Genomic DNA, 23,554 nt, shown 5'->3' on the forward strand with positions numbered 1-23,554 from the left:
TATAAGCATGAATATCAGTACCTGTTAACCTCCCCCCAGATGAATCTTCGGCACGTGCCTTTATAAACTGGCTTAGCTGTTCACGTTGCTGAGTATTGAGGAATGCTGGGCGGCCCGTTCTTGGTTTCTCTTGCAGTCCTTCAAGCCCTTCTTCAAGGAATGTTTGTACCCATTTATTCACACTAGTTCTGCTTACCTTAAGGAACTTAGCAATTTGGGTTCGAGAGTGACCATCTTTAAAGTGGGCCAATGCGAGCAATCGCATCTTCATTTGAATAGATTTTTGTTGGCTAGCAAGCTTTTTGAAATCAATTGTATCGAGGCTGTCCATAGCGTCTTTTTTCACGAAGAAGTAACAGCCTCAATTAGATCATATTTTTACTTAGATTGGTATAAGGCTCTAGTCGAAAGGCTAGAGCCTTTTTCATTTTGTTCGGTTAATCAATTAGCCAATTGGCAGAGCAGCGGATTCCCCGAATACCCAAAACAGCGCGTGTTGGGGGGGGCGAATCTCTCCACCCCTGCCATATCTAAGGCTCTAGTCGAAAGACTGGAGCCTTTTTCATTTGCCGCTTAATCAATTAGCCAATTGGCAGAGCAGCGGATTCTGCTAATACCAATCTGATTAAATTTCTGCTCTAAGAGTAACTCTGCTCGGAGGTACTATATGGACATTAATTTCCCTCAACTGATCCGTTCCACACCTAACGCTAGACTACGCATACGCTATTTGGCTGTCTCTCATTTTGAGGATGGAATGTCACGTACTGAAATAGCAAGGATTCTCAAAGTTAGTCGTACAAGTGTTAATACTTGGGTGGCAACTTACCAGCAGTTTGGTTTGGATGCTTTAGCTGGTAAACATCATCCAGGTCGCCCTTGTAGCCTAAGCAAAAACAACTGGAGCAGTTTAAAAAGTATGTCACTGAATCAGCTATAAAGCCTGATGGTGGTCGATTGCAGCGAGAAGATTTTGTTGCATACATCGAAGAGCAGTTCAACGTTAAGTATGGTGTGCACAACATTTACAGGCTCCTTCATAAACTCGGACTCAGGTTGCTTTCGTGAGTCGACTGAGAAGGTTATATCTATGTGCTACCGAAGTTGGACTGAGCTGACCAATTAAATAATTAAATTGGTATAATCGTGTCATAGCTCTCATATTATAATCAATCATCACTGCCTAATATGGAAGTATCGTGTTGTACGACTATTAAAACAGTGCGACTTGAGGTGTAGATAAAGACATATGATTTCTCTCATTCTGAGAGCCTACTCGAAGTGTAGGACTTGAGGGTGAGGCGGGCCATATAATTAAGGTCGCTTAATAAAGCGACCTTTTTGGTTTTTATAAAGGTTAATCTAACTCTTTCTCTGCTTGTTTGGCTTTCTCTATCATAGGAGTGATGGTTGAGCCTTGAACCAGTATTGAGAACACAACAACCGCATAGGTCATGACCAGAATCACCTCTTTAACATCAATAAGCTTATCTTCAATCACCCAGATACCAGAAGGAATGGAAAGCGCCATCGCTAGTGCTAAGCCACCGCGTAAGCCACCCCAAGTCAGGATCTTAGTCGACTGTGGGTTGTAATTCCTAAAGCGTTTAAATCCGATATAGGATAGGAAAACACTGAGATAGCGAGCCGTTAGTACTAGTGGGATAGCGAAGGCTATTAAAATCCAGTCTTCTTGATGGAATTTGAACAGCAGCATCGACATACCAATCAGCAGGAATAGCAGACCATTTAAGAATTCGTCGATTAATTCCCAGAAATGATCTAAGTGGTCTTCACTCTCTTTTGAGAAGCCAGTGAATCTTGTCCAGTTACCAATCATGATCCCTGAAACGACCATGGCTAGTGGGCCAGACACCCCGAGTAGGTCTGCCAAGGCATAGCCTGTTGTTGGAATGCCGATAGTGAGCAACAATTCCATCGAGTGATTATTGGTGTTGCTAATCAAGTAGTGGAAAATTAAACCCAGCACCAAGCCGTAGACAATACCGCCCATAGCTTCTTGGATAAACAGCATACCGACACTGCCGATGGTAGGAGTCTCTGTTCCAAATGCGATAGCAAATAATGTCGTGAAAATGACCAGACCAAAACCGTCATTGAACAATGACTCCCCTTCGATTTGAGTCGAAATGCGTTTTGGAGCGTCGAGTTTCTTTACGATGGCCAACACAGCTATTGGGTCGGTCGGCGATATCAGTGCACCGAAAATTAAGCAGTAAATCAGGCCGAATTGAATACCGATTAACTGACAGAAGCCGTAGAGGGCAAAGCCAACAAAGAATGTGGAGAATAGCGTGGCACCTAAGGCAAGTACTGCGATCTCCCATTTTTGGTCTTTTAAGTTTGGCAACTTAATCCCAAGACCACCACCAAACAGCAAAAATCCCAATATTCCTTTCAGTAGGAAGTCTTCAAAATCAATCTTCGCAATTGTCTCCGAGGCGAAATCAGCTAATTGGAACCAGTTGTTTTGCCCGGCAATAATAATGAGCAGAGACAGCATCATTGAGCCAGCTGTGATGGCGATGGTTGTCTGCATTTTACCAAATTTGTTATTTACGTATGCAATGAGCATAGCGACAGCAGATAGGCAGCATAGGGTTTGATAGATCGACATTGGGCACTCAATATGTAACAAAATATATAGATAAATTTTCCTTGTCTGATGGATAAATAGCAAACACTTTTTTGTCATGGCTTAGTCAATCAATTTAACTTTTAGACGTCTAGACTCCTTTTTAATGTGTGGTAGGATGGAGAGATAATTAAAGGAATGAGGTTGTATCGTGGGAAGTAATGTAAGGCAAAAGATTGACGCGTTGTTGAAGCAGCGAATTTTACTGATCGATGGTGGCATGGGCACCATGATTCAGGACTATAAATTAGAAGAGTACGATTATCGTGGTGAGCGCTTTTCTGAGTGGCATAGTGATTTAAAAGGTAACAATGATCTTTTGGTACTTACCCAGCCCAAGCTTATCAAAGATATCCATGAAAAATATTTGGAAGCGGGGGCCGACATCCTCGAAACCAACACCTTTAATGCGACAACCATCGCGATGGCCGACTACGATATGGAAAGCCTGAGTGAGGAGATTAACTTCGCTGCGGCAAAGTTGGCTCGTCAAGCCGCTGATGAATGGACCGCAAAGACCCCTGACAAACCGCGCTTTGTCGCCGGTGTATTAGGCCCAACTAACCGTACTTGTTCTATCTCGCCAGATGTTAATGACCCTGGTTACCGTAATGTGAGCTTTGATGAGCTGGTTGAGGCTTACTCTGAGTCGACCCGTGCACTTATCAAAGGTGGTTCAGACCTAATTCTTATCGAAACTATCTTCGATACCCTAAATGCGAAAGCGTGTGCTTTTGCGGTTGAATCGGTGTTTGAAGAAGTGGGTATCACTCTGCCAGTGATGATCTCCGGTACCATCACAGATGCATCCGGTCGTACGCTTTCAGGTCAAACAACGGAAGCATTCTATAACGCACTGCGCCATGTTAAGCCTATTTCATTTGGCTTGAACTGTGCTCTGGGCCCTGACGAGCTGCGAGAGTATGTCAGCGAAATGTCTCGCATCTCGGAATGTTTCGTTTCTGCCCACCCAAATGCTGGCTTACCCAATGCTTTTGGTGAGTATGATCTTTCTCCTGAAGAGATGGCTGAACACGTTAAGGAGTGGGCGGAAAGCGGCTTCTTGAATCTAATTGGTGGCTGTTGTGGTACCACGCCCGAGCATATTCGCCAAATGGCCGAAGCCGTTGAAGGTGTAACACCGCGCCGGTTACCTGACTTGCCGGTCTCTTGTCGTCTTTCTGGATTAGAACCTCTGACGATCGCGAAAGAGTCACTGTTCGTCAACGTGGGTGAGCGTACCAACGTGACTGGTTCTGCTCGCTTTAAGCGCCTTATCAAAGAAGAGCTGTATGATGAAGCGTTGAGTGTGGCTCGTGAGCAGGTCGAGAACGGCGCTCAGATCATCGATATCAACATGGATGAAGGGATGCTAGACGCTGAGGCGTGTATGGTTAAGTTCCTGAATCTATGTGCTTCTGAACCAGAAATATCGAAAGTACCCGTGATGGTTGACTCTTCGAAATGGGAAGTGATTGAAGCGGGCCTGAAGTGCATTCAGGGTAAAGGTATCGTTAACTCTATCTCGCTAAAAGAGGGCAAAGAGAAGTTTGTTGAGCAAGCGAAGCTGGTTCGCCGTTATGGTGCGGCAGTGATCGTGATGGCGTTCGATGAGGTTGGGCAAGCTGATACTCGAGAACGAAAAGTAGAGATCTGTACTAATGCCTACAACATTCTGGTTGATGAAGTTGGCTTCCCACCTGAAGACATTATTTTTGACCCAAACATTTTCGCAGTTGCGACTGGTATTGATGAGCATAACAACTATGCGGTCGATTTCATTGAGGCGGTAGCAGACATCAAACGCGATCTCCCGCATGCGATGATCTCGGGCGGAGTGTCGAATGTGTCCTTCTCGTTCCGTGGCAATAACTACGTTCGTGAAGCAATCCACGCAGTATTCCTATACCACTGTTTTAAACACGGTATGGATATGGGCATCGTAAACGCCGGTCAGCTGGAAATTTACGATAACGTTCCAGAAGATCTGCGTGATGCTGTTGAAGATGTTGTATTGAACCGCCGTGACGATTCGACGGAACGTTTGCTTGATATGGCAACCGAGTACCTAGAGCGAGCCGTTGGTAAAGTTGAAGATAAATCAGCTCTAGAATGGCGGACCTGGCCTGTCGAGAAGCGTTTGGAGCACTCTTTGGTAAAAGGTATCACTGACTTTATCGTTGAAGATACTGAAGAGGCTCGAGTCAATGCCTCGCGTCCAATTGAAGTGATTGAAGGCCCCCTAATGGACGGCATGAACGTGGTAGGTGACCTATTTGGTGAAGGTAAGATGTTCTTACCACAGGTAGTTAAGTCTGCGCGTGTAATGAAGCAGGCGGTTGCGCACTTAGAACCGTTCATCAATGCATCCAAAGAAGTGGGGGCGACTAACGGTAAGATTCTGTTAGCGACCGTTAAAGGCGACGTACACGATATTGGTAAGAATATCGTTGGTGTGGTTTTGCAGTGTAATAACTACGAAATTATCGACTTAGGTGTGATGGTTTCTTGTGAAAAGATTCTTAAGGTCGCTAAAGAAGAGAACGTCGACATTATCGGCTTGTCTGGTTTGATCACACCATCTCTTGATGAAATGGTGCACGTTGCCAAAGAGATGGAAAGACAAGGCTTTAAGCTTCCTCTTTTGATTGGTGGTGCAACCACCTCTAAAGCGCACACAGCGGTGAAGATTGAGCAAAACTACTCTGAGCCAGTAGTGTATGTAAACAACGCCTCTCGTGCTGTGGGTGTGTGTACCTCACTTCTCTCTGATGAATTGAAACCTGCGTTCGTCGAGAAGTTGGATATCGATTATGATCGCGTTCGTGATCAACATAATCGTAAGAAGCCTCGCACTAAGCCTGTGACACTTGAAAGAGCACGAGCGAATAAAGTTGCTATCGATTGGGATGCTTATACGCCACCTGCACCCGCGAAACCGGGCGTGCATATCTTCAATGATTTTGATGTCGCGACGTTACGTCAGTACATCGACTGGACGCCATTCTTCATGACGTGGTCTTTAGTCGGTAAGTACCCTGCGATTCTTGAGCATGAAGAAGTGGGCGAAGAAGCGAAACGTTTATTCAAAGACGCTAACGATCTGTTGGACCGTGTGGAGAAAGAGAAACTACTTGAAGCTCGCGGTATGTGTGCGATGTTCCCTGCCAACAGTGTCGGTGATGACATTGAAGTGTATACCGATGAATCTCGAACTGAGGTATTGAAGGTTCTACATAACCTTCGCCAACAGACAGAGAAACCAAAAGGCTTTAACTATTGCCTATCGGATTACATTGCTCCTAAAGAGAGCGGTAAAGCAGACTGGATCGGTGGCTTTGCGGTAACGGGTGGGATTGGTGAGCGCGAGCTGGCTGATGAGTACAAAGCCAATGGTGATGACTACAACGCTATCATGATTCAGGCGGTTGCCGACCGATTGGCCGAAGCGTTCGCGGAATACCTGCATAAAGAAGTGAGAAAGGATATTTGGGGTTACTCGCCAGATGAAGACTTATCGAACGATGATTTGATTCGTGAGAAATACCAAGGTATTCGTCCTGCTCCAGGTTACCCTGCTTGCCCAGAGCATACCGAGAAAGGTACGTTGTGGGAGTTAATGGATGTTGAAAAAGCGATTGATATGTCCTTAACGTCGAGCTATGCGATGTGGCCTGGTGCTTCTGTGTCTGGTATGTACTTCTCACACCCTGATGCTCGATACTTTGCTATTGCACAGATTCAACAGGATCAAGTGGATAGCTATGCCGATCGTAAAGGCTGGGATATGTTAGAAGCTGAGAAGTGGTTAGGTCCAAACATTAACTAGCATTTTATACCAATCGTAGTAAATAACTGGTCACCCTAGCTTGTTAAAACGCTCGATAACTGCGTTAGAATTTTTGATTGTAGAATAACTACTGATCGAAAAATCCCGCCTTGTTCTCAAGCATTTTTCCTGCGCTATTTCTGATCACTTACTTACTGTGATTGGTATTAGCTATAACGAGCTTTGATTCGTAAAGTAAAAAAGAGAAAGGGTTGCTAAATAGCAACCCTTTTTGTATGTGTGATCTAGTTATTGATCTGTCGATGATAAACGGACTTTCTATTCAAATAATTCTTGGTGAAGTTTCTGAATTGCTAGCTTAGAAACAGACTCATTCAGAAGGAAGCACAGATTATGAGGACTTGCCCCGTAACAAATCATACGCAGATTGAAATCTTCTAGAGTGCCGAATACTTGCTTCGCATAGCCTTTGCTTTCGCTCATGTTGTTACCAATAAGAGCAACGAGGCATAGATCGTGCTCAATATCGACAGAACACAGTTCTTCAAGCTCAATACGCGCTGCTTCTGGTAATTCAGGAGCGCCACCTGATGTATCCGTTTGATCCAGCGTAAGCGAAACGCTGATCTCTGATGTGGTAATAAGATCGACGGAAATCTTATGTTTAGCAAGGATCTCGAACACTTTCGCAAGGAAACCGTAAGCCTGGAACATGTTAGCGCTACGGAGCGTAACCATGGTTTGGTTGCAGCGTAGGGCAAGGGCTCTGAATAGAGGAGAGCTTTCTACTTGCTGGCGAATCCAAGTTCCACCTAATTCTGGCGCTTTTGAAGAACCGACAAATACTGGAATTTGATGGCGCAGTGCAGGAACGAGAGTCGAAGGGTGCAAGATCTTCGCGCCGAAGTTTGCCATTTCCGATGCTTCACTGAAGCTGATCTCTGGGATAGGAGAAGCTTTAGGTGCAATACGTGGATCGGTAGTATAGATACCCGGAACATCCGTCCAGATCTCTAAGCCAATCGCTTGTACCGATTCGGCAATCAGTGCCGCTGAGTAATCACTGCCACCGCGGCCTAAAGTCGTGGTGTTGCCTTCGCTATCAGCACCGATAAAGCCTTGCGTCACCACCACTTGTTGTTGGCACAGTGGAATCAGCTTTTCTTGCGCTAGAGCAGCAATCTCAACAAGTTGTGGCTCTGCTTTACCAAACTCATCATTGGTGCGCAGTACCTCTCTAATATCAAAGCGAACGGCAGGTGTACCGCGCTCTCGTAGGATTTGCGCGAGGATATGTGTCGACATCAGCTCGCCACACGCAACCAGGTGATCCGTTAGTTTGGTGCTTGCTTGAAATGATGCGGCCTCAGCAGCGCTCGCGATATCATCAAGAATGCTATGAACTTCTTTTTCGATGCTGATTGGGTCAGCAAGTTGGTCAAGGATCGCGTTATGAATGTCGGCTAATTGCGTCATCAATTCTTGGCGGCGAGCTTTGTCTTGAACTCCATTTGCGAGCTCTACAAGCAAGTTGGTCACGCCAGAACAAGCACTACTTACGACTAGTTTCGTATTTGAGTTGTTTTCAATAATGGCAGCACAACGGCTCATTGCTTCAAAGTTGGCAACACTTGTTCCACCAAACTTAGCGACATTAAAAGAACCAGCTACATTAGATGCACTCACGATATATCTCCCACGACTTCCTAAAATAAAATTACGGTTGGTTAACCCAACGTCCAATGTTTTTCGAAGAGAGTTTCAGAGCAAAAAGAGAGGAATGATTTGAATAGTCACCTCAGAAGCTCTTCACCATATAGAAATGGTGACAGTTGAAGGGATTCAGCCCACTCAACCGATAATAAAGGTCCGGCATCCTTTTATTATCTCGGCACTGCTCCCCATCAGTGCTTTGTATTGGAAATGCGGTTCCACAAAACACCTGCCTGGGCAGTGCTCCTCTTCTGCTAGATAGCGGTTTCATTGAACGTGTTTGCAGCAATAATGTCAATCCGTAACGTGAGATAATTGAAAAAATAATTTTAACAATTATGTGACAGTGGTTCGCCCGTCAGACCGGTGGCGAATTGCTGAGCTCTTCGATTTGCTTTAGGGTGGAATGTCCATACCATTAACGCAGGGATGCATATGTCTAATGTCACAACCACTTCTGCTATCGATAGCTTCTACCCACCTCACCGCACGTTGATGGGACCGGGCCCTTCTGATATTTCACCTCAAGTATTGCAGGCTCTAAGCCGCCCAACCATTGGGCATCTCGATCCACTGTTTATTGCCATGATGGATGAGGTTAAACAGCTGCTTAAATATGCTTTCCAGACTGAGAATGAATTTACCATTGCCGTCTCTGCTCCGGGCAGCGCAGGCATGGAAACCTGTTTTGTTAACCTGATTGAGCCCGGTGAGAAGGTAATCGTTTGTCGCAATGGTGTTTTCGGTGAGCGAATGCGCGAGAATGTGGTGCGCTGTGGGGGTGAAGCAATCCTAGTTGATGATGAATGGGGCAAACCTGTCTCAGTCGAAAAGGTTGCCAAGGCACTCGCGGGTAACCCAGATGCCGTCGCTGTCGCATTTGTCCATGCAGAAACATCGACCGGAGCATTATCTGACGCTCAAGCGATCTCAGCCATCGCACGCCAATTTGATGCGTTAACCATTGTTGATGCAGTGACATCACTTGGTGGTGTGCCATTGCTGGTGGATGAGTGGCAGCTTGATGCGGTTTATTCTGGAAGCCAAAAGTGTCTCTCTTGCGTGCCGGGCCTATCGCCAGTGACCTTCTCTCAACGTGCTGTTGATAAAATGACGACGCGCCAAGCACCAGTACAAAGCTGGTTCTTAGATCAGAGCCTAGTATTGGGGTACTGGAGTGGTGAGGGCAAGCGCAGTTACCACCATACGGCTCCGGTCAATAGCCTTTACGCACTGCATGAATCACTGGTGCTACTGAAAAATGAAGGTCTCGACAATGCTTGGTCTCGTCACCATGCGATGCATCAAGAGCTAAAGCAGGGCGTAGAAGCGTTAGGCTTGAAGTTTGTGGTTGATGAAGAGAGCCGTCTGCCGCAGCTTAATGCACTGTATTTCCCTGAAGGCATTGATGAAGCCAAAATCAGAACTCAGTTATTGGAAGAGTATAACCTTGAGATTGGTGCCGGGCTGGGCTCTTTGGCGGGGAAAGCGTGGCGCATTGGCTTAATGGGCTATGGGGCGCGCAAAGAGAATGTCGCCTTGTGTCTGAAAGCGCTAAAAGATGTTTTGAAATAGCGGTAATGAACTGAAATTAAAAAGAAAAGCGCACGAGAGATCGTGCGCTTTTTTGTTTCTTCCCCAAGCACCTATTTAAATGGTGCTTGTGCTGCGACTCCTAAACATTATTCAGCAGACGACACGTTATCCTCTGCTTGTGACACTTTCTTATACTGAACCTTTGAAAAGTCTTTGTTTGGAAATAAGAAGCTCGCCTCTCGACGAATTTGCTCGGCTTTACTGTCATCGTTAAGCCCTTGATACGCCAAAATTAGATTGCTGTAGAAAGCGGGTCTTGGCTTGCTTTTTATGATTTCTAGCGACCAATCAATATAAGGCTGGATCAGGCTAGTATCGGCTTTATAGAGACCAATATTGAGGTAGGTACTGTAGATATCCCAATCATAGCGATCTTTCCACACTACCGGATTGGTTACCTGCTTGAGAATGTCCGGGTTCTTCGGCTTGGATTGCTCAAACTTAGTCAGCACATAGTTGGTATGCAGAGCGCTCAACATATAAACGCTGACCAAGATCGGGAGCACTAGACTGATCACCCGAAACAGAGTTTTACTGATGATGCTAAACGATTGTTGATAGTGACGAGACGCGCGTTGATCGACCCAGTAAATCAAGATAACAAAGGTGATCCAATGAATTGCAGAATGGTAAAACGGATACTCTAGCTGAGAGTGCAGCAGGATTGGGATGAACAGTGCCAGCAGTGCCAGTCGCGTTCCCTTTGCAGAACTTGCTATGCGCGACATCACCAATATCGCTGCAATCAGAATACCTATGATAGGCGCAATTCCACCTTCCACGCCCCAATATAAGAACTCATTATGTGGATGATCCATCGAAGGAAGCCCTGGGGGGTAGCTCGGGTTGAGTTGATGCTGACGAGCCGTATATAGAGTGTATTCTGATTCAAACTTGCCGTAGCCGTAACCGGTAAAAGGCTTCTCGATCAGCATGTCTAAGGTTTGTGGAAAGGTATAAGCGCGCGGGCTTTCTAGATGGGCTCGCTTACTCGCGAGACTATCGGTCGTACTCAGATTGATCACCGAAAATGCGATTACAACCCCAACCGCAACCGAAGCACACCAACCGTAAAAGCGTTTCTGGGTCGAAAATTTATACAGGTAAGGCAGGATGCAGATCAACCCTATTACAGCGGCTAACCACCCGGTGCGAGAGGCAATGATGATCAGTAATGGAACGGTTAAGGTTGGCGTCAAATAGAGTAGGAATGATTCACTAATCTTGTGGTCGTATTTCGTGGGTTGCCTCGCTAAAAGATAAGCGGAAAGCACAAAGCCTGTCGCAAGGAAGCTTGCCATGACATTGGGTTGTTGGAAGATCCCATACGGTCGATTTGCCTCGCTGTTATAACCAAATAGGTTGCCAGGCTCTAACCAAAAATATTGCACATAACCAAACAGCGCTTGGATGAGGACGGCGAGTACGATGAACCATAACATGCGTTGCTTGTGTTTATTGCTGAATTTAAATTGCTGCAGCACAACAAACAAGGCGAAGCCTGCCCACAGTCCCAGTAAGCGACCTGATGCGGCTTGAGGTGCGGCATTACTGTATAAGATAGGCAGAGTGATAATAATGCAGCTGACCAATAAGCCAACGGTTAACTTGGAATACTTGAGCACCCGATTGGTGGCGAGCTGGTAAAAGCCAATCGCTAAGGTAAAACTCAGCGCTAACCAAGTTGTTGGGTTAAACGATAAAGCAAGGCCCGAGCCGCCTGGATTAGGCATAAAAAAATGCATCGCGAATAAGAAGACGACCGCTAATGAACCGAGAAAGGCTTTGTTGAGTGGTAGCGGAGTGATCTGATTCTCTAGCTGGGTGCCGCTAGTATGTATTGTTGCCATAAATCCCTAACCTTATAAAAACAGAGCTTGTTCCTTATGAAACAAGCTCTGTTACTTTAACATTTTTATTACTGTTCGCAGGGTGCTATTTTACACCGAGTTCAAGTTTAACATAGGCTTAAGGAAGCGGGCAGTGTGCGAACCTTCGACCAGTGCCACATCTTCAGGTGTGCCTTGAGCAACGATTTCACCGCCGCCTTGACCGCCTTCTGGGCCGAGATCTAGGATCCAGTCAGCTGTTTTCACCACATCTAAATTATGCTCAATCACCACAACCGTGTTGCCGTGATCACGCAGTCGATGTAATACCGTGAGCAGTTGTTGGATATCGTGGAAATGAAGCCCAGTCGTTGGCTCATCGAGAATGTACAAGGTTTTTCCTGTATCGCGCTTCGACAGCTCACGTGCCAATTTAACACGTTGAGCTTCACCACCAGAGAGGGTCGTTGCCGCTTGTCCTAAGCGAATGTAAGACAGGCCGACGTCCATTAGGGTTTGCAGTTTACGTGCAATCACGGGCACTGGATTAAAGAACTCACGTGCATCTTCTACGGTCATCTCAAGCACTTCATCAATGGTTTTACCCTTATAGCGAACTTCTAGAGTTTCACGGTTATAGCGCTTACCTTTACACACATCACAGGGGACATACACATCGGGTAGAAAGTGCATTTCTACTTTGATAACGCCATCCCCCTGACAAGCTTCACAGCGTCCGCCGCGTACGTTAAAGCTGAATCGTCCCGGTTTATAACCACGGGAGCGTGACTCTTGTGTGCCCGCGAATAATTCACGGATCGGGGTAAAGATCCCCGTGTAGGTTGCCGGGTTTGATCTTGGTGTACGACCGATTGGGCTTTGATCAATATCGATCACCTTATCGAAATGCTCTAACCCTTTAATCTTCTTATGGGGAGCCGGAATTGCTGTGGTTGCCCCGTTTAGTTGGGTGTGAGCAACCTTAAAGAAGGTATCGTTGATCAGCGTTGACTTGCCTGATCCTGAGACTCCGGTAATGCAACTGAATAAGCCCACAGGAATGGTTGCCGTAACATTTTTCAGGTTGTTGCCAGTCGCTCCTACGATCTCCACAACCTTTTTCTTGTCGATAGGCGTTCTCTTTTCTGGTACGGCAATTTCTTTAGCGCCGCTCAGGTATTGCCCGGTCAATGAGTTCGGATTGTCGATGATATCTTGCATGGTGCCTTCTGCGACCACGTGCCCACCGTGGACGCCAGCGCCCGGGCCGATATCGATAACATGGTCCGCGCAGCGAATCGCATCTTCGTCATGCTCCACAACAAGTACCGTATTACCTAAGTCTCTCAGATGAACCAAGGTTTTCAGTAGGCGCTCATTGTCGCGCTGGTGGAGGCCAATTGATGGCTCATCCAATACATACATAACGCCAACTAACCCGGCGCCGATTTGGCTTGCAAGACGAATGCGTTGCGCTTCACCACCAGACAATGTCTCAGCGCTGCGTGATAGGTTGAGATAGTTCAAGCCCACGTTGACCAAGAAGTGCAGGCGATCATTGATCTCTTTCATCACTTTATCTGCGATTTGTCCACGCTGACCGTCTAACTGCAATTCTTTGAAAAATTGAAGTGCGTCAGCAATGCTGAGTTCAACGATTTCTGGGAGTGTGGTATCGCCAATGAAGACATTGCGCGCCTCTAGTCGCAGGCGCGTACCATTACAGCTAGAGCAGGACTTGGTAGAGATGTATTTAGCAAGATCTTCACGCACCGCGTTGGATTCGGTATCTCGATAACGACGTTCAAGCGTATTTAAAATCCCTTCAAATGGATGGCGTTTAACTCGAATATCACCTCGGTCATTGATGTACTTGAATTCCACTTCAGTACGGCCTGATCCTTTTAGAATGATCTCTTGAGTCTTTTTCGGCAGGGAGTTAAATGGCGCATACAGATCAAAACCATAATGCTCAGACAGCGACGTTAGCATCTGGAAATAGTAGTAGTTCTTTTGATCCCAACCTTTGATCGCACCTTCAGCAATACTGATGTTTTCATCCAATATCACTCGGCTTGGATCAAAATACTGCTGAACGCCAAGGCCATCACACGTACCACAGGCACCTGCTGGGTTATTAAATGAAAACAGGCGTGGCTCAAGCTCCTGCATGCTGTAGCCGCATTTTGGACAAGCGAAATTAGCGGAGAATACGATCTCTTCTTGCTCGGTGTCATCCATCCAACCGACGACTGCAATACCGCCAGAGAGCTCGAGTGTGGTCTCGAATGACTCGGCTAAACGCTGTTGAAGGTCTGGGCGCACCTTGAACCTGTCTACCACCACTTCAATGGTGTGTTTCTTATGCAGTTCCAGTGTCGGAGGATCGGAGAGATCGCAGGTTTCACCATCAATGCGCGCACGGATAAAGCCTTGTGCAGCTAAGTTTTCCAGTGTTTTAACATGTTCACCCTTGCGCTCTTTGACGATCGGAGCCATCAACATCATCTTCGAGCCTTCAGGCAGCTCTAGCACTTTATCGACCATTTGGCTGATGGTTTGTGCCGCAAGAGGGATGTTGTGATCAGGACAGCGTGGTTCGCCAACGCGCGCGTAAAGCAGCCTTAGGTAGTCATAGACTTCCGTGATGGTGCCGACGGTTGAGCGAGGGTTATGCGACGTTGATTTTTGTTCGATTGAGATAGCCGGAGACAGGCCTTCGATGTGGTCGACATCGGGCTTTTCCATGAGAGATAGAAACTGGCGAGCGTAAGCAGACAGAGATTCAACGTAGCGTCGCTGCCCTTCGGCGTAGAGGGTATCAAACGCAAGTGACGACTTTCCTGATCCCGATAATCCGGTAATGACGGTCAGTTTGTCACGCGGAATGGTTAGGTTAACGTCTTTGAGGTTATGCGTACGAGCGCCTCTTATTTCTATTTTATCCATCTCAATAGACCATGTAATTTTAAGTGGCTAAAGTATTACATAGAGTGAGATTTGTGCAAAGTTTTACTGGATAAAAAAACAGTAAACAAAAAAGGGCAGCTCAATGAGCCACCCTTTTAAAATTCGAAACGTTACTTCTTAGAGAGTCGTTATGCTTCTTTTTGTGTTGAGTGTTTACTTAGCTCAACTTGCTTTTGGTCTTTTTTGTATAGGTTTTCAAAGCAGTAGTTGGTTGCCTCGATGTAGCCTTCAACACTGCCACAGTCAAAGCGTTGGCCTTTAAATTTATACGCCAATACACAGCCTGCTTTTGCCTGTTTTAGCAATGCATCGGTAATTTGGATCTCGCCGCCTTTACCTGGTTCAGTCTGTTCGATCAGCTCAAAGATATCTGGAGTCAGAATATAACGACCAATGATCGCTAGGTTGCTTGGTGCTGTACCTTGTTCTGGTTTCTCTACCATATCATCGACACGGAAAAGATCGTCTTTGATCATTTCGCCAGAGATAACACCGTACTTATGTGTCTCTTCTGCGGGTACTTCTTGAACTGCAACGATGGAACAGCGGAACTGCTTGTATAGTGCAACCATTTGAGCCAACACACCCTGCTGTTCGTTGACACAAAGGTCATCAGCAAGCACCACTGCGAACGGTTCATCACCGACGAGCTCGCGACCTGTTAGGATTGCGTGACCTAGACCTTTCATCTCGCGTTGGCGGATGTAAGTGAAGTTTGCTGCTTCAATCGTTTCACGAATGTTGACTAGCAGGTCTTCTTTATTGGTACCGCTGATCTGATGTTCCAGTTCGTAGTTCTTATCAAAGTGGTCCATGATCGAATGCTTACCACGCCCCGTTACAATACACATTCCGTCCATACCTGCCTCGATTGCTTCCTCGACACCGTACTCAATCAGTGGCTTGTTGACGACAGGCATCATCTCTTTCGGCATTGACTTGGTAGCTGGTAAAAAACGTGTACCGTAGCCAGCTGCCGGGAAAAGGCATTTTTTGATCATGATAAGACCCTTTATCTATAATAATTATGAGTTCAACTTGAATCGTTGATATTTCTGAGGGCAACTCTAGCATAAGTTTTACCGACAAATCAGTAACAATACGCCTGCTTTCCCTGTGATTCACTCAAGATTATCACTCACTTAAGAGGCTGTTCCGTTATGCAAGCAGGTTCTGGTTTGCCCATGCGATAGCTTGAACTCTATTTTTGACCGCCAATTTGCGAAATATCTGATAGAGATGAGATTTGACGGTGAACTCACTAATAAACAAATCGTCGGCGATTTGAATGTTTGACGAACCTGATTGAAGGCAGCGGATCACTTGGAGCTCCCTAATGGTTAAATCAACATTGGTCGGGGTGGTGTTGATGTTGACTATATTTCGGTAATAGAACAGCAGTTGATTGGTGACTTTTCTTGGTAACCAATTTTCGCCATCAACGATTTGCTGCAGGCCGTGGGCGATTTTGTCTTTGGCTACAGTCTGATAAAACAGCCCTTTCAGTACGCCATAACCCAGGAGTTCTGAGGTTGGCAGTGGCTGGGGGACATTGAATAAAATGATTTCATGATTTTTCCACATTACGTGTAGGTTAAGGTGTCGCGTGAGCAGTTGTGGCACCTCTTTGTAGTCAACAAGCAAGATGCGATTGTTTTGTTTTCTATCGAATAGCATCAAATCGTCTGGCGTCATCTTGTGGAGGTTAATCGATAGGTGCTTTTCTATCTCATTTATGTGTAAGTAGTTGTCGCTTGGGTCGAAGCAAATAAAGTGCAAAGTACGAGCGTGTCGAGAGGTTCCCATTGAAATTCCTTGTGTAAGACCGATGAGATTCCACGTTGTCATGCACGGTAACGCTTCTCTAGTGGCTTAATTGTGAATTGCGTTGAGTATCAATCTAGAAAGTAAATGAGTGGTTTATAAGTGGCGAAAAAAGCAACATCGCTCTAAATATCATGATTTATTACACTTTTATTGTTCGTGGTGGCGTGAAAATAGGAAGCGATTTATCGCAGCAGAAAAGCATGCTATTCTTATGCGCTAAAATTTTTCTGAGACTATGAATTTAGACGGAGCAAATCATGGCTAGCCGTGGAATTAACAAAGTTATATTAGTGGGTAACCTAGGTAATGACCCTGAAATTCGTTACATGCCTAATGGCAGTGCAGTAGCGAACATTACCATTGCAACGTCAGAGTCATGGCGTGATAAAGCAACGGGCGAACAGCGCGAAAAAACAGAATGGCACCGTGTTGCTCTGTTTGGCAAGCTGGCAGAAGTTGCAGGCGAATACCTACGTAAAGGTTCTCAAGTTTACATTGAAGGTCAACTTCAAACGCGTAAATGGCAAGATCAAAGCGGTCAAGATCGCTACACCACTGAAGTGGTTGTTCAAGGCTTCAATGGTGTTATGCAAATGCTAGGCGGTCGCGCTCAAGGTGGTGCTCCTGCTCAAGGTGGTATGGGTAACCAACAGCAAGGTGGTTGGGGTCAACCTCAGCAGCCGCAACAGCAGCAACCACAACAGCAGCAATACAGCGCACCTGCTCAACAGCAGCAAGCTCCTCAACAAGCACCCCAGCAGGCTCAACCTCAATACAATGAGCCGCCAATGGACTTTGATGATGACATCCCGTTCTAATCCTGTTTTTCATCTGTCGTAGAAACAGCATTAAATTGGAAAAAGCCGCGTTCGTCGCGGCTTTTTGTTACCTAAAAGTGTTAACGCTTTATTTACAACCGCAAAATATAGTATAAGTAGCAGTACGGTATAATGTGAGTTGAAAAGGATTTCGTTATTCATGAGATATACCCCCACACTCAAGTTGAGTACTCGATTGGTGGCATTTGTCACTGTGATCGTTATCAGTGCGATGTTCATTCTGTTTATTGGTGCCACGCTTTCGTTTAAGCGTATCGGGCAAGAGTATTTAGACCATTACTTGGTGGGTATTGTCGAGGTTGTCGATAAAGAGATGGAAGACCCAGACGCGGCATACTCGATGCAGCGTTGGATGCCAAAGATGCTACAGGCGAGTAATATTGTTGAGATGAAGTTCTCAAACACGACTGGCATCGTTTATCGCTTCAAAGATACCTCCCCGCAAATTGATCCCAACCTTCTTTATGAAAAAAGCTTTTCCTTAGAGCGCAATGAAGGCTATCGAATCGAATTCAAAGCCCTGCCTCCGTACATTGGTTATAGCTATTCAATGGAAGCGATGTGGTCGATAACTTTGGCGGTCGCTTTGATCATCTTTTGTCTCGTTCGTGGTGTTCACTGGTTGAAAGAGCAGTTAATGGGGTCAGAAATGCTCGAGGAGCGAGGCCGGATGTTGCTCGCTGGTCAGGTCGAAGCGCATGCCAAAGGGGATGAGCGAGAGTGGCCCTATACCGCCAGTGAAGCCCTTGATGTGCTGATTGAAGAGCTGCAAGATGCTCGCCAAGAGCGCAGTCGCTTCGACACCTTTATTCGTACTCATACCTTCCTTGATAAACTCACTGGTACCGCCAATCGTGTGCTGTTTGATAATAAGCTCGAATCCGCACTGCAAGAAAGTGGCGCCCGAGGTGGGATCTTACTAATACGTATCGATGAATGGGAGCAGGTGCGTGATGCCAATGATAAGCCAACCGCCGACGGCTTTATTATTGAAGTGGGTGAGGTGCTGTCGAATATTGTTCAGCGTTACCCGGATGTAATTTTTTCTCGCTACTATGAAGCGGACTTTGCGGTATTTATTCCTCATCAAGGCGCAAAGGAAGTCGCGACTTTGGCGGCGCAATGTTTAAGGCAGCTCGATAAGCTCACCCCACCCGAGCCTTTAGCATCTGACAATTGGTGTCATATTGGTGTGACCATGTACATAGAGGGTGAGCGTCATAGCCAGATCATGAATGAGACGGAAACCGCTTTAAAAAGCGCTCAACTGGAGCGCATTAATAACTGGAGCCGTTACCCTAAATTAAATAACAATGAGAGTGATCGAGGCAGCGTTCGTTGGCGAACATTGCTTGATAAAGCACTGCTACCAGATAATTTAGTAATATTTGTTCAGCGGTGTTATCTTGTGTCAGAGATTGGTCAAGCCAATGAATTGCATAGGGAAGTATTCACTAGAATTCATGATCCTGACAAAGGTTTGTTAAAAGCCTCGCGCTTTATGCCTGCGGTAGAGCAAATTGGCTATCAGGCTCAAATGGATCAATCCGTTTTGCAAGTTTTGTTGGCGACGTTGAAAAAATCAACCAGCACCGCAAACTATTCGGTGAATCTCAATGTCACCCCATTTGCCAACAAATCGTATTTGAAGTGGTTCAGATATGAGTTATTACAGCTCTCTCATCAGCACCGTTCTCAGCTCGCTTTTGAGTTTTCAGAGGGGCACCTCATTGCCCATCTTGATTATATGAGACCTGTAGTGAAAATGTTGCGGGGCTTAGGCTGTAAAGTGATTGTGGGTCAGTCTGGACGAACGATTGTCAGCACTCACTACATCAAAGACTTAAAGGTCGATTATCTTAAGCTGCATCGAAGCCTTATTAAGAAAATCGATCAGAGGCATGAGAACCAACTGTTTGTTCGCAGTTTAATAGGCGCGTGCGGTGACGCTGCCACGCAAGTGATCGCGGTTGGGGTCGAGACCAAACAAGAGAAGAATACCTTGATAGAGCTCGGCATTAATGGTTATCAAGGTCGATATTTCGATGCAGAGAAACAGATGATCCCTGAGCCCAATCGAGCAGAAAATGCAGTAAAAACCGTGAACACAGAATCCGTAGTAAAAGTGGGTCGAAGAAACCGATGGCGTAAGAGTAGTAGTTAAGCATGAATTTTAAAGCGATGTTAGACAAGCTGAAGCCCGCAAATAGCAAAGGCTGTTCGCAAGTGGTCCTGCTGGGCAATGACACTGTTTATGTTTCATCGACAGATAAAGATAAAGACCTGCACATCACCCGTATTCCACTGGTCAATGGGGATTGGGAAAGCGCACTCAAACAATCGCTGCAGAGCGAAGCGTTTACCAGCCACAGCCTGCAATTGATTGTTTGTGCCAGTTACTACCAAACCTATCAGATTGATAAGCCCGAGCTCCCAGAGAGTGAATGGTCGGTTGCACTGCCTTTCTTACTCAAAGACCTGGTGACGGAAAGGGTCACAGATATCACCGCGAGTGCGGTCGCGTTGCCTACCTCAAATAAGTTACAAGTGTATGTGTTACCGACAAAACTGTTAGATAAGCTGGTTACTGTCGCGGCATCAGCGCAAGTTGAGCTTAAAGGGATCGCCCCTGAAGATGAAGTTTGGGGTGACAGTGCCGGTGAACTCTCGAATTTTTTGCTGTTGCAGAGAAGCGCCAACTCACACTTTAAACTAGGCGCATTTGTTGACCATACCCTGTGTTTTCAAAGAACGATTCGTAGCGTCGTCCCGCCTTTAACTGGAGTAGCATCCAGTGCGTTGCAGTTAGACGGCCTTGCTTTAGAGTTGCAACGTGCCATTGATTATCTCTCTTCTCAAATCAAAGGTACTCAGCTCCATCAGCTGAAAATCTGTTGTGATGAAGAAGATGAAGCAGAACTACAAAGTGCGTTAAACAACACCCTGAGCTCGAGCGTCTCTCTGTTAGTTGAGACGGAGCGAGTTGAGAGACCGTTAGCTGAGAGTCAGCGGGTTGAGGGAGAGCGAGTTGAAAGTAAGGTAGCTGAAGATCTGTCAGTCGCAGGGCAGCGACCAAGCTCGGAAAGCCTGTTGACTAAGCTAGCGGCTGAAAAAGACGCGTTTAAGGTTAACCTTTACCCAGAACACCTAAAGCCTCAAAAAGAGTATTTTACCCTGACCAATGTTGTCGCAAGTTGGGGGCTTATCAGTGTCTTGCTGCTGGGCTACTACTTTGTGATGCACTATCAAGCGGCTAATTTAGGTCAAGCATTAGCCGCGCTGCAGCAAGAGTCGAATCAGCTTAATCAGCAAGTGAAGCAGTTGAATAGCCAGCTAGTCAAGCATAAACCGTCTCCGGAAAAAGTGGCAGCGGTAGCGCGTCTTAAGCGGGAAACTCAGGCAAAAAAAGAGGCACTGAAGGCGGTTGGACAATACGATCAATCGCAACAAATTGGCTATTCAGGCGTGATGAATTCTCTGGCTAAATTAGGTCGCAATGACATCTCTCTTTCGCATATCTACATGAATCACAATACGTTAGATCTGAGTGGTCTCGCTCGTAATGCGAATGTCGTCCCCAACTGGATTGGTCAGTTTAAAGGTGAACTTAATCTGGTCGGACGTACCTTTGAGCAGCTCAAAATAGGTCGTAATGAACAAGATGTGGTGACGTTTGAGTTAAGTACCCGTAGGGAGAGCAAATAATGCAGCAGTGGAAACAGTTTAGCGATAAGTTTCTTGCATTAAGTCAGCGAGAAAAGTGGCTGATCCTGATATCTGGTTTAGTTGGTTTTACCATGCTGATCTTCACGTTACTGGTTGAGCCTGTGTATCTCGATTTACAGGCGAAAAAAGCTCAGACGATGAGCCTCACTCAGTCGAATCAGAGGCTGCAGGGTGAGCAACTGCTTCTACAGGCGAAGTTAAACAAAGATCCAGACCAAGAGATTGATCTCGAGTTAAACAGGCTGCTGGTGGAGAGCCAAGATCTTTCACTGGAATTGGCTGAGATTGTTGATGGCTTAATTTCACCTTCTCAAATGTCGCAATTGTTGGAAAGCGTTCTGAGCGCAGGCAGTGGGCTCAAGCTTGAATCTCTTGAGTCACTAAAGCCTGAATCGATCTCAAAGAATAAAGAGACCAGTGAGTATTCCGGCTACTTTCTCCACCCTGTGAGAATGGAATTAACGGGCAGCTATTTTGATATCTCAAATTACCTTCAAGCACTCGAGTCTCTACCAGTAAGCTATTACTGGCGCACCTTTGAATATACGGTTGAAGAGTACCCTAAAGCTCGGTTGGTGTTTGAGGTCTACACGCTAGGTACCAGACAGGAGTTTATCGGTGGTTAGAACGATATTGTTGTCCTTAGTTGTCAGTAGTAGCCAAATCGCTTGGGCTGCGCAAGATCCAACTGCACCGCTTGGTTGGCAAACGCCGCAACAAAAAGCAGCGCCAACCAAACAGGCACCAACTCGTTATCGCTTGCCTTCATTGGAAAGCATTGTGTGTAAAGGCGATGCACCTTGCTATGCCATCATGAACGGTCACGTCCTTGAACAAGGAGAAGCGATCAAAGGCTATCGAGTTAAGAACATTAATCCAGAGTACGTCACTCTGCAGAGAAGCTCTCAACATTGGAAGTTAGAGATGTTCTCTTTAGATATTAAGAAAAATTAAGGTTTGAGATAAGACATGCGTAAACTTGTAGTAGCAATTCTAGTGTCATCTTTAGTCGGCTGTTCGATGGGACATCGAGACCCGGTTGAGATCAAAGAGTCTTTAAACGAATCGATTAATGAATCCAACAGCAAAGCGCTGCATGAACTCCCTTCGTCGGTACAAGATGACCTGATGCCGCAGTTCAATGCTGAGGATATGGCGTCAGGAGTGGAAACGGTTAAGCGTTTTCGTATTCAGGCCAAAGATGTCGAAGCGAGAACCTTTTTTGCGAGCTTAGTGAAAGGCACCGAGTACAGTGCGGCGATTCACCCAAGCGTGGCTGGTCAGCTTACCCTAAACCTGACCGATGTTACGTTAGACGAAGTGCTGGCGGTTGCTCAAGATATGTATGGCTACGATATTGAAAAGCGTGGCAAAGTGATTCAGGTTTACCCTGCGGGCCTGCGAACGGTGACGATCCCTGTGGATTATCTACAAGTGAAGCGTTCTGGTCGCTCATTGACGACCATCACCAACGGGACGATCACCAACTCAGACTCCAATTCTTCAAGCTCGAATTCGTCAAGTTCATCTAACTCTTCAAGCTCATCAGATTCGACATCAAGTGGGGGGACTGAGATTGAGACCACCTCTGAAAGCGATTTTTGGCCGCAACTTGAGGCCGCGGTAGCACACCTTATTGGCAGTGGCGATGGACAAAGTGTGGTGGTGACCCCGCAGGCCAGTGTGATTACGGTACGTGCTTACCCGGATGAGATTCGTGAAGTTCGCGAGTTCTTAGGTATTTCTCAGAAGCGTTTACAACGTCAGGTGATCTTGGAAGCTAAGATCATGGAAGTGACGCTCAGTGATGGCTATCAACAGGGCATCAGTTGGTCGAATTTATCCAAATCGATAGGCAGTGGTGGGGTGGTTATTGACCGTCCGCTCAGTACCTTGCCGCCGCTAGATGCGATCGGTTCACTGCTCGGTGGGCAAACCAATGTCACTATTTCGGATGGCAGTTTCGAGGCCGTTCTGAGCTTTATGGACACGCAAGGTGATCTTAACGTACTTTCTAGTCCAAGAGTGACCGCGGCGAATAACCAAAAGGCCGTGATTAAAGTCGGTACGGATGAGTACTTCGTGACGGATTTATCCAGTGCCGTTGGCAGTGGTGATAACGCCAACGTTGCCCCTGAGGTTGAGCTAACCCCATTCTTCTCGGGTATTTCTTTGGATGTCACCCCACAAATTGATGATAAAGGCAGCGTGTTCTTACATGTACACCCTGCAGTTATTGAAGTTGATGAAGAGGTGAAAGAGCTGAATTTGGGTTCAACGACAGGTCTCGTGTCTCTTCCTTTAGCAAAAAGCTCGATTCGTGAATCGGATTCAGTGATTCGTGCTCAAGATGGCGATGTGGTCGTGATTGGCGGCTTGATGAAATCCAATACCACGGATGTGACTTCTAAAGTCCCATTCTTTGGTGACATTCCCGCATTGGGCCACTTGTTCCGTAATACCACTCAACTGACGCAAAAAACCGAGCTGGTGATTTTATTAAAACCAACCATTGTTGGTGTGAACACTTGGCAAACAGAGTTAGAGCGTTCTCGAGATCTGATCCAGCAGTGGTTTCCCGATGAAAAATAACGGGTCATTTTCTCAA

General features: G+C 46.1%; 17 protein-coding genes and 1 riboswitch. Of the genes, 10 read left to right on the top strand and 7 right to left on the bottom strand.

Annotation, left to right across the window (positions count from 1 at the left end):
* Positions 1–346 (bottom strand): helix-turn-helix domain-containing protein (locus tag Q1A70_RS04690; protein WP_299696639.1); only part of this gene is annotated, 346 nt, incomplete at its 3' end.
* A 321-nt stretch (positions 347–667) separates the two neighbouring features.
* Here Q1A70_RS04690 and Q1A70_RS04695 point away from each other — a divergent pair.
* Both Q1A70_RS04695 and Q1A70_RS20855 read left to right on the top strand, forming a co-directional pair.
* Positions 668–940, top strand: coding sequence for a helix-turn-helix domain-containing protein (locus Q1A70_RS04695; protein ID WP_299696641.1), 273 nt, complete (start codon positions 668–670; stop codon positions 938–940).
* Positions 941–957: 17 nt separating this feature from the next.
* A complete protein-coding gene (locus Q1A70_RS20855; protein ID WP_363318231.1) occupies positions 958–1,068 on the top strand; it encodes a winged helix-turn-helix domain-containing protein in 111 nt (36 codons plus the stop codon).
* 289 nt (positions 1,069–1,357) lie between these two features.
* On the opposite strand, the gene Q1A70_RS04700 is transcribed toward Q1A70_RS20855, so the two are convergent.
* The gene (locus Q1A70_RS04700) at positions 1,358–2,638 is read right to left on the bottom strand and encodes a sodium:proton antiporter (RefSeq protein WP_299685807.1); all 1,281 of its coding nucleotides are present in this window, start codon (positions 2,636–2,638) and stop codon (positions 1,358–1,360) included.
* Between the two features lie 169 nt (positions 2,639–2,807).
* On the opposite strand from Q1A70_RS04700, the gene metH reads away from it, so the two are divergent.
* A complete protein-coding gene (gene metH / locus Q1A70_RS04705) occupies positions 2,808–6,485 on the top strand; it encodes a methionine synthase (RefSeq protein ID WP_299685804.1) in 3,678 nt (1,225 codons plus the stop codon).
* 279 nt (positions 6,486–6,764) lie between these two features.
* Here the strand turns inward: metH and lysC are convergent, their stop codons facing one another.
* Positions 6,765–8,132 (bottom strand): lysine-sensitive aspartokinase 3, encoded by a 1,368-nt coding sequence (lysC, locus tag Q1A70_RS04710; protein ID WP_299685801.1) that lies wholly within the window; start codon positions 8,130–8,132, stop codon positions 6,765–6,767.
* Between the two features lie 108 nt (positions 8,133–8,240).
* Positions 8,241–8,418, bottom strand: a riboswitch (Lysine riboswitch).
* A gap of 176 nt (positions 8,419–8,594) precedes the next feature.
* Between lysC and Q1A70_RS04715 the strand changes: the two genes are divergently transcribed.
* Positions 8,595–9,734 carry an alanine--glyoxylate aminotransferase family protein gene (locus Q1A70_RS04715; RefSeq protein ID WP_299685798.1) on the top strand — a complete coding sequence of 380 codons (1,140 nt, stop codon included), beginning with the start codon at positions 8,595–8,597 and terminating at the stop codon, positions 9,732–9,734.
* Positions 9,735–9,841: 107 nt separating this feature from the next.
* Here the strand turns inward: Q1A70_RS04715 and Q1A70_RS04720 are convergent, their stop codons facing one another.
* The 4 genes from Q1A70_RS04720 to Q1A70_RS04735 form a co-directional block, all read right to left on the bottom strand.
* The gene (locus tag Q1A70_RS04720) at positions 9,842–11,605 is read right to left on the bottom strand and encodes a PglL family O-oligosaccharyltransferase (RefSeq protein ID WP_299685795.1); all 1,764 of its coding nucleotides are present in this window, start codon (positions 11,603–11,605) and stop codon (positions 9,842–9,844) included.
* A gap of 90 nt (positions 11,606–11,695) precedes the next feature.
* On the bottom strand, positions 11,696–14,533 hold the full coding sequence (gene uvrA / locus Q1A70_RS04725) for an excinuclease ABC subunit UvrA (protein ID WP_299685792.1): 2,838 nt from the start codon (positions 14,531–14,533) through the stop codon (positions 11,696–11,698).
* Between the two features lie 149 nt (positions 14,534–14,682).
* Positions 14,683–15,555, bottom strand: coding sequence for a UTP--glucose-1-phosphate uridylyltransferase GalU (galU, locus tag Q1A70_RS04730; RefSeq protein ID WP_299685789.1), 873 nt, complete (start codon positions 15,553–15,555; stop codon positions 14,683–14,685).
* A gap of 157 nt (positions 15,556–15,712) precedes the next feature.
* Positions 15,713–16,360, bottom strand: a complete 648-nt coding sequence (locus Q1A70_RS04735; protein WP_299685785.1) for a LuxR C-terminal-related transcriptional regulator — start codon at positions 16,358–16,360, stop codon at positions 15,713–15,715.
* A 278-nt stretch (positions 16,361–16,638) separates the two neighbouring features.
* On the opposite strand from Q1A70_RS04735, the gene Q1A70_RS04740 reads away from it, so the two are divergent.
* The 6 genes from Q1A70_RS04740 (at position 16,639) to mshL (ending at position 23,538) form a co-directional block, all read left to right on the top strand.
* Positions 16,639–17,199 (top strand): single-stranded DNA-binding protein, encoded by a 561-nt coding sequence (locus Q1A70_RS04740; protein WP_299685782.1) that lies wholly within the window; start codon positions 16,639–16,641, stop codon positions 17,197–17,199.
* A 160-nt stretch (positions 17,200–17,359) separates the two neighbouring features.
* Complete coding sequence (gene csrD, locus Q1A70_RS04745; RefSeq protein ID WP_299685779.1) at positions 17,360–19,384, top strand: RNase E specificity factor CsrD; 2,025 nt, start codon at positions 17,360–17,362, stop codon at positions 19,382–19,384.
* A gap of 2 nt (positions 19,385–19,386) precedes the next feature.
* Positions 19,387–20,925: an MSHA biogenesis protein MshI gene (locus tag Q1A70_RS04750; protein ID WP_299685776.1), complete on the top strand. Its 1,539-nt coding sequence runs from the start codon at positions 19,387–19,389 to the stop codon at positions 20,923–20,925.
* The gene (gene pilO, locus Q1A70_RS04755) at positions 20,925–21,572 is read left to right on the top strand and encodes a type 4a pilus biogenesis protein PilO (RefSeq protein ID WP_299685773.1); all 648 of its coding nucleotides are present in this window, start codon (positions 20,925–20,927) and stop codon (positions 21,570–21,572) included. Before Q1A70_RS04750 ends, pilO begins: the two co-directional genes overlap by 1 nt.
* On the top strand, positions 21,565–21,900 hold the full coding sequence (locus tag Q1A70_RS04760) for an MSHA biogenesis protein MshK (protein WP_299685770.1): 336 nt from the start codon (positions 21,565–21,567) through the stop codon (positions 21,898–21,900). The genes pilO and Q1A70_RS04760 overlap by 8 nt, the downstream gene beginning before the upstream one ends.
* 15 nt (positions 21,901–21,915) lie before the next feature.
* On the top strand, positions 21,916–23,538 hold the full coding sequence (mshL, locus tag Q1A70_RS04765; protein ID WP_299685767.1) for a pilus (MSHA type) biogenesis protein MshL: 1,623 nt from the start codon (positions 21,916–21,918) through the stop codon (positions 23,536–23,538).
* The last annotated feature ends 16 nt before the right edge of the window (positions 23,539–23,554 follow it).

Source organism: uncultured Vibrio sp. (assembly GCF_947488985.1).
In the GTDB taxonomy this organism is placed as follows: domain Bacteria; phylum Pseudomonadota; class Gammaproteobacteria; order Enterobacterales; family Vibrionaceae; genus Vibrio.

What these genes read in the sequence shown, in the direction of transcription:
- Q1A70_RS04700 (WP_299685807.1), bottom strand. Translation starts at nt 2,638, where the DNA reads ATGTCGATCTATCAAACCCTATGCTGCCTATCTGCTGTCGCTATGCTC.
- Q1A70_RS04695 (WP_299696641.1), top strand. Translation starts at nt 668, where the DNA reads ATGGACATTAATTTCCCTCAACTGATCCGTTCCACACCTAACGCTAGA.
- csrD (WP_299685779.1), top strand. Translation starts at nt 17,360, where the DNA reads ATGAGATATACCCCCACACTCAAGTTGAGTACTCGATTGGTGGCATTT.
- galU (WP_299685789.1), bottom strand. Translation starts at nt 15,555, where the DNA reads ATGATCAAAAAATGCCTTTTCCCGGCAGCTGGCTACGGTACACGTTTT.
- Q1A70_RS04715 (WP_299685798.1), top strand. Translation starts at nt 8,595, where the DNA reads ATGTCTAATGTCACAACCACTTCTGCTATCGATAGCTTCTACCCACCT.
- mshL (WP_299685767.1), top strand. Translation starts at nt 21,916, where the DNA reads ATGCGTAAACTTGTAGTAGCAATTCTAGTGTCATCTTTAGTCGGCTGT.
- Q1A70_RS04750 (WP_299685776.1), top strand. Translation starts at nt 19,387, where the DNA reads ATGAATTTTAAAGCGATGTTAGACAAGCTGAAGCCCGCAAATAGCAAA.
- uvrA (WP_299685792.1), bottom strand. Translation starts at nt 14,533, where the DNA reads ATGGATAAAATAGAAATAAGAGGCGCTCGTACGCATAACCTCAAAGAC.
- pilO (WP_299685773.1), top strand. Translation starts at nt 20,925, where the DNA reads ATGCAGCAGTGGAAACAGTTTAGCGATAAGTTTCTTGCATTAAGTCAG.
- Q1A70_RS04740 (WP_299685782.1), top strand. Translation starts at nt 16,639, where the DNA reads ATGGCTAGCCGTGGAATTAACAAAGTTATATTAGTGGGTAACCTAGGT.
- Q1A70_RS04735 (WP_299685785.1), bottom strand. Translation starts at nt 16,360, where the DNA reads ATGGGAACCTCTCGACACGCTCGTACTTTGCACTTTATTTGCTTCGAC.
- Q1A70_RS04720 (WP_299685795.1), bottom strand. Translation starts at nt 11,605, where the DNA reads ATGGCAACAATACATACTAGCGGCACCCAGCTAGAGAATCAGATCACT.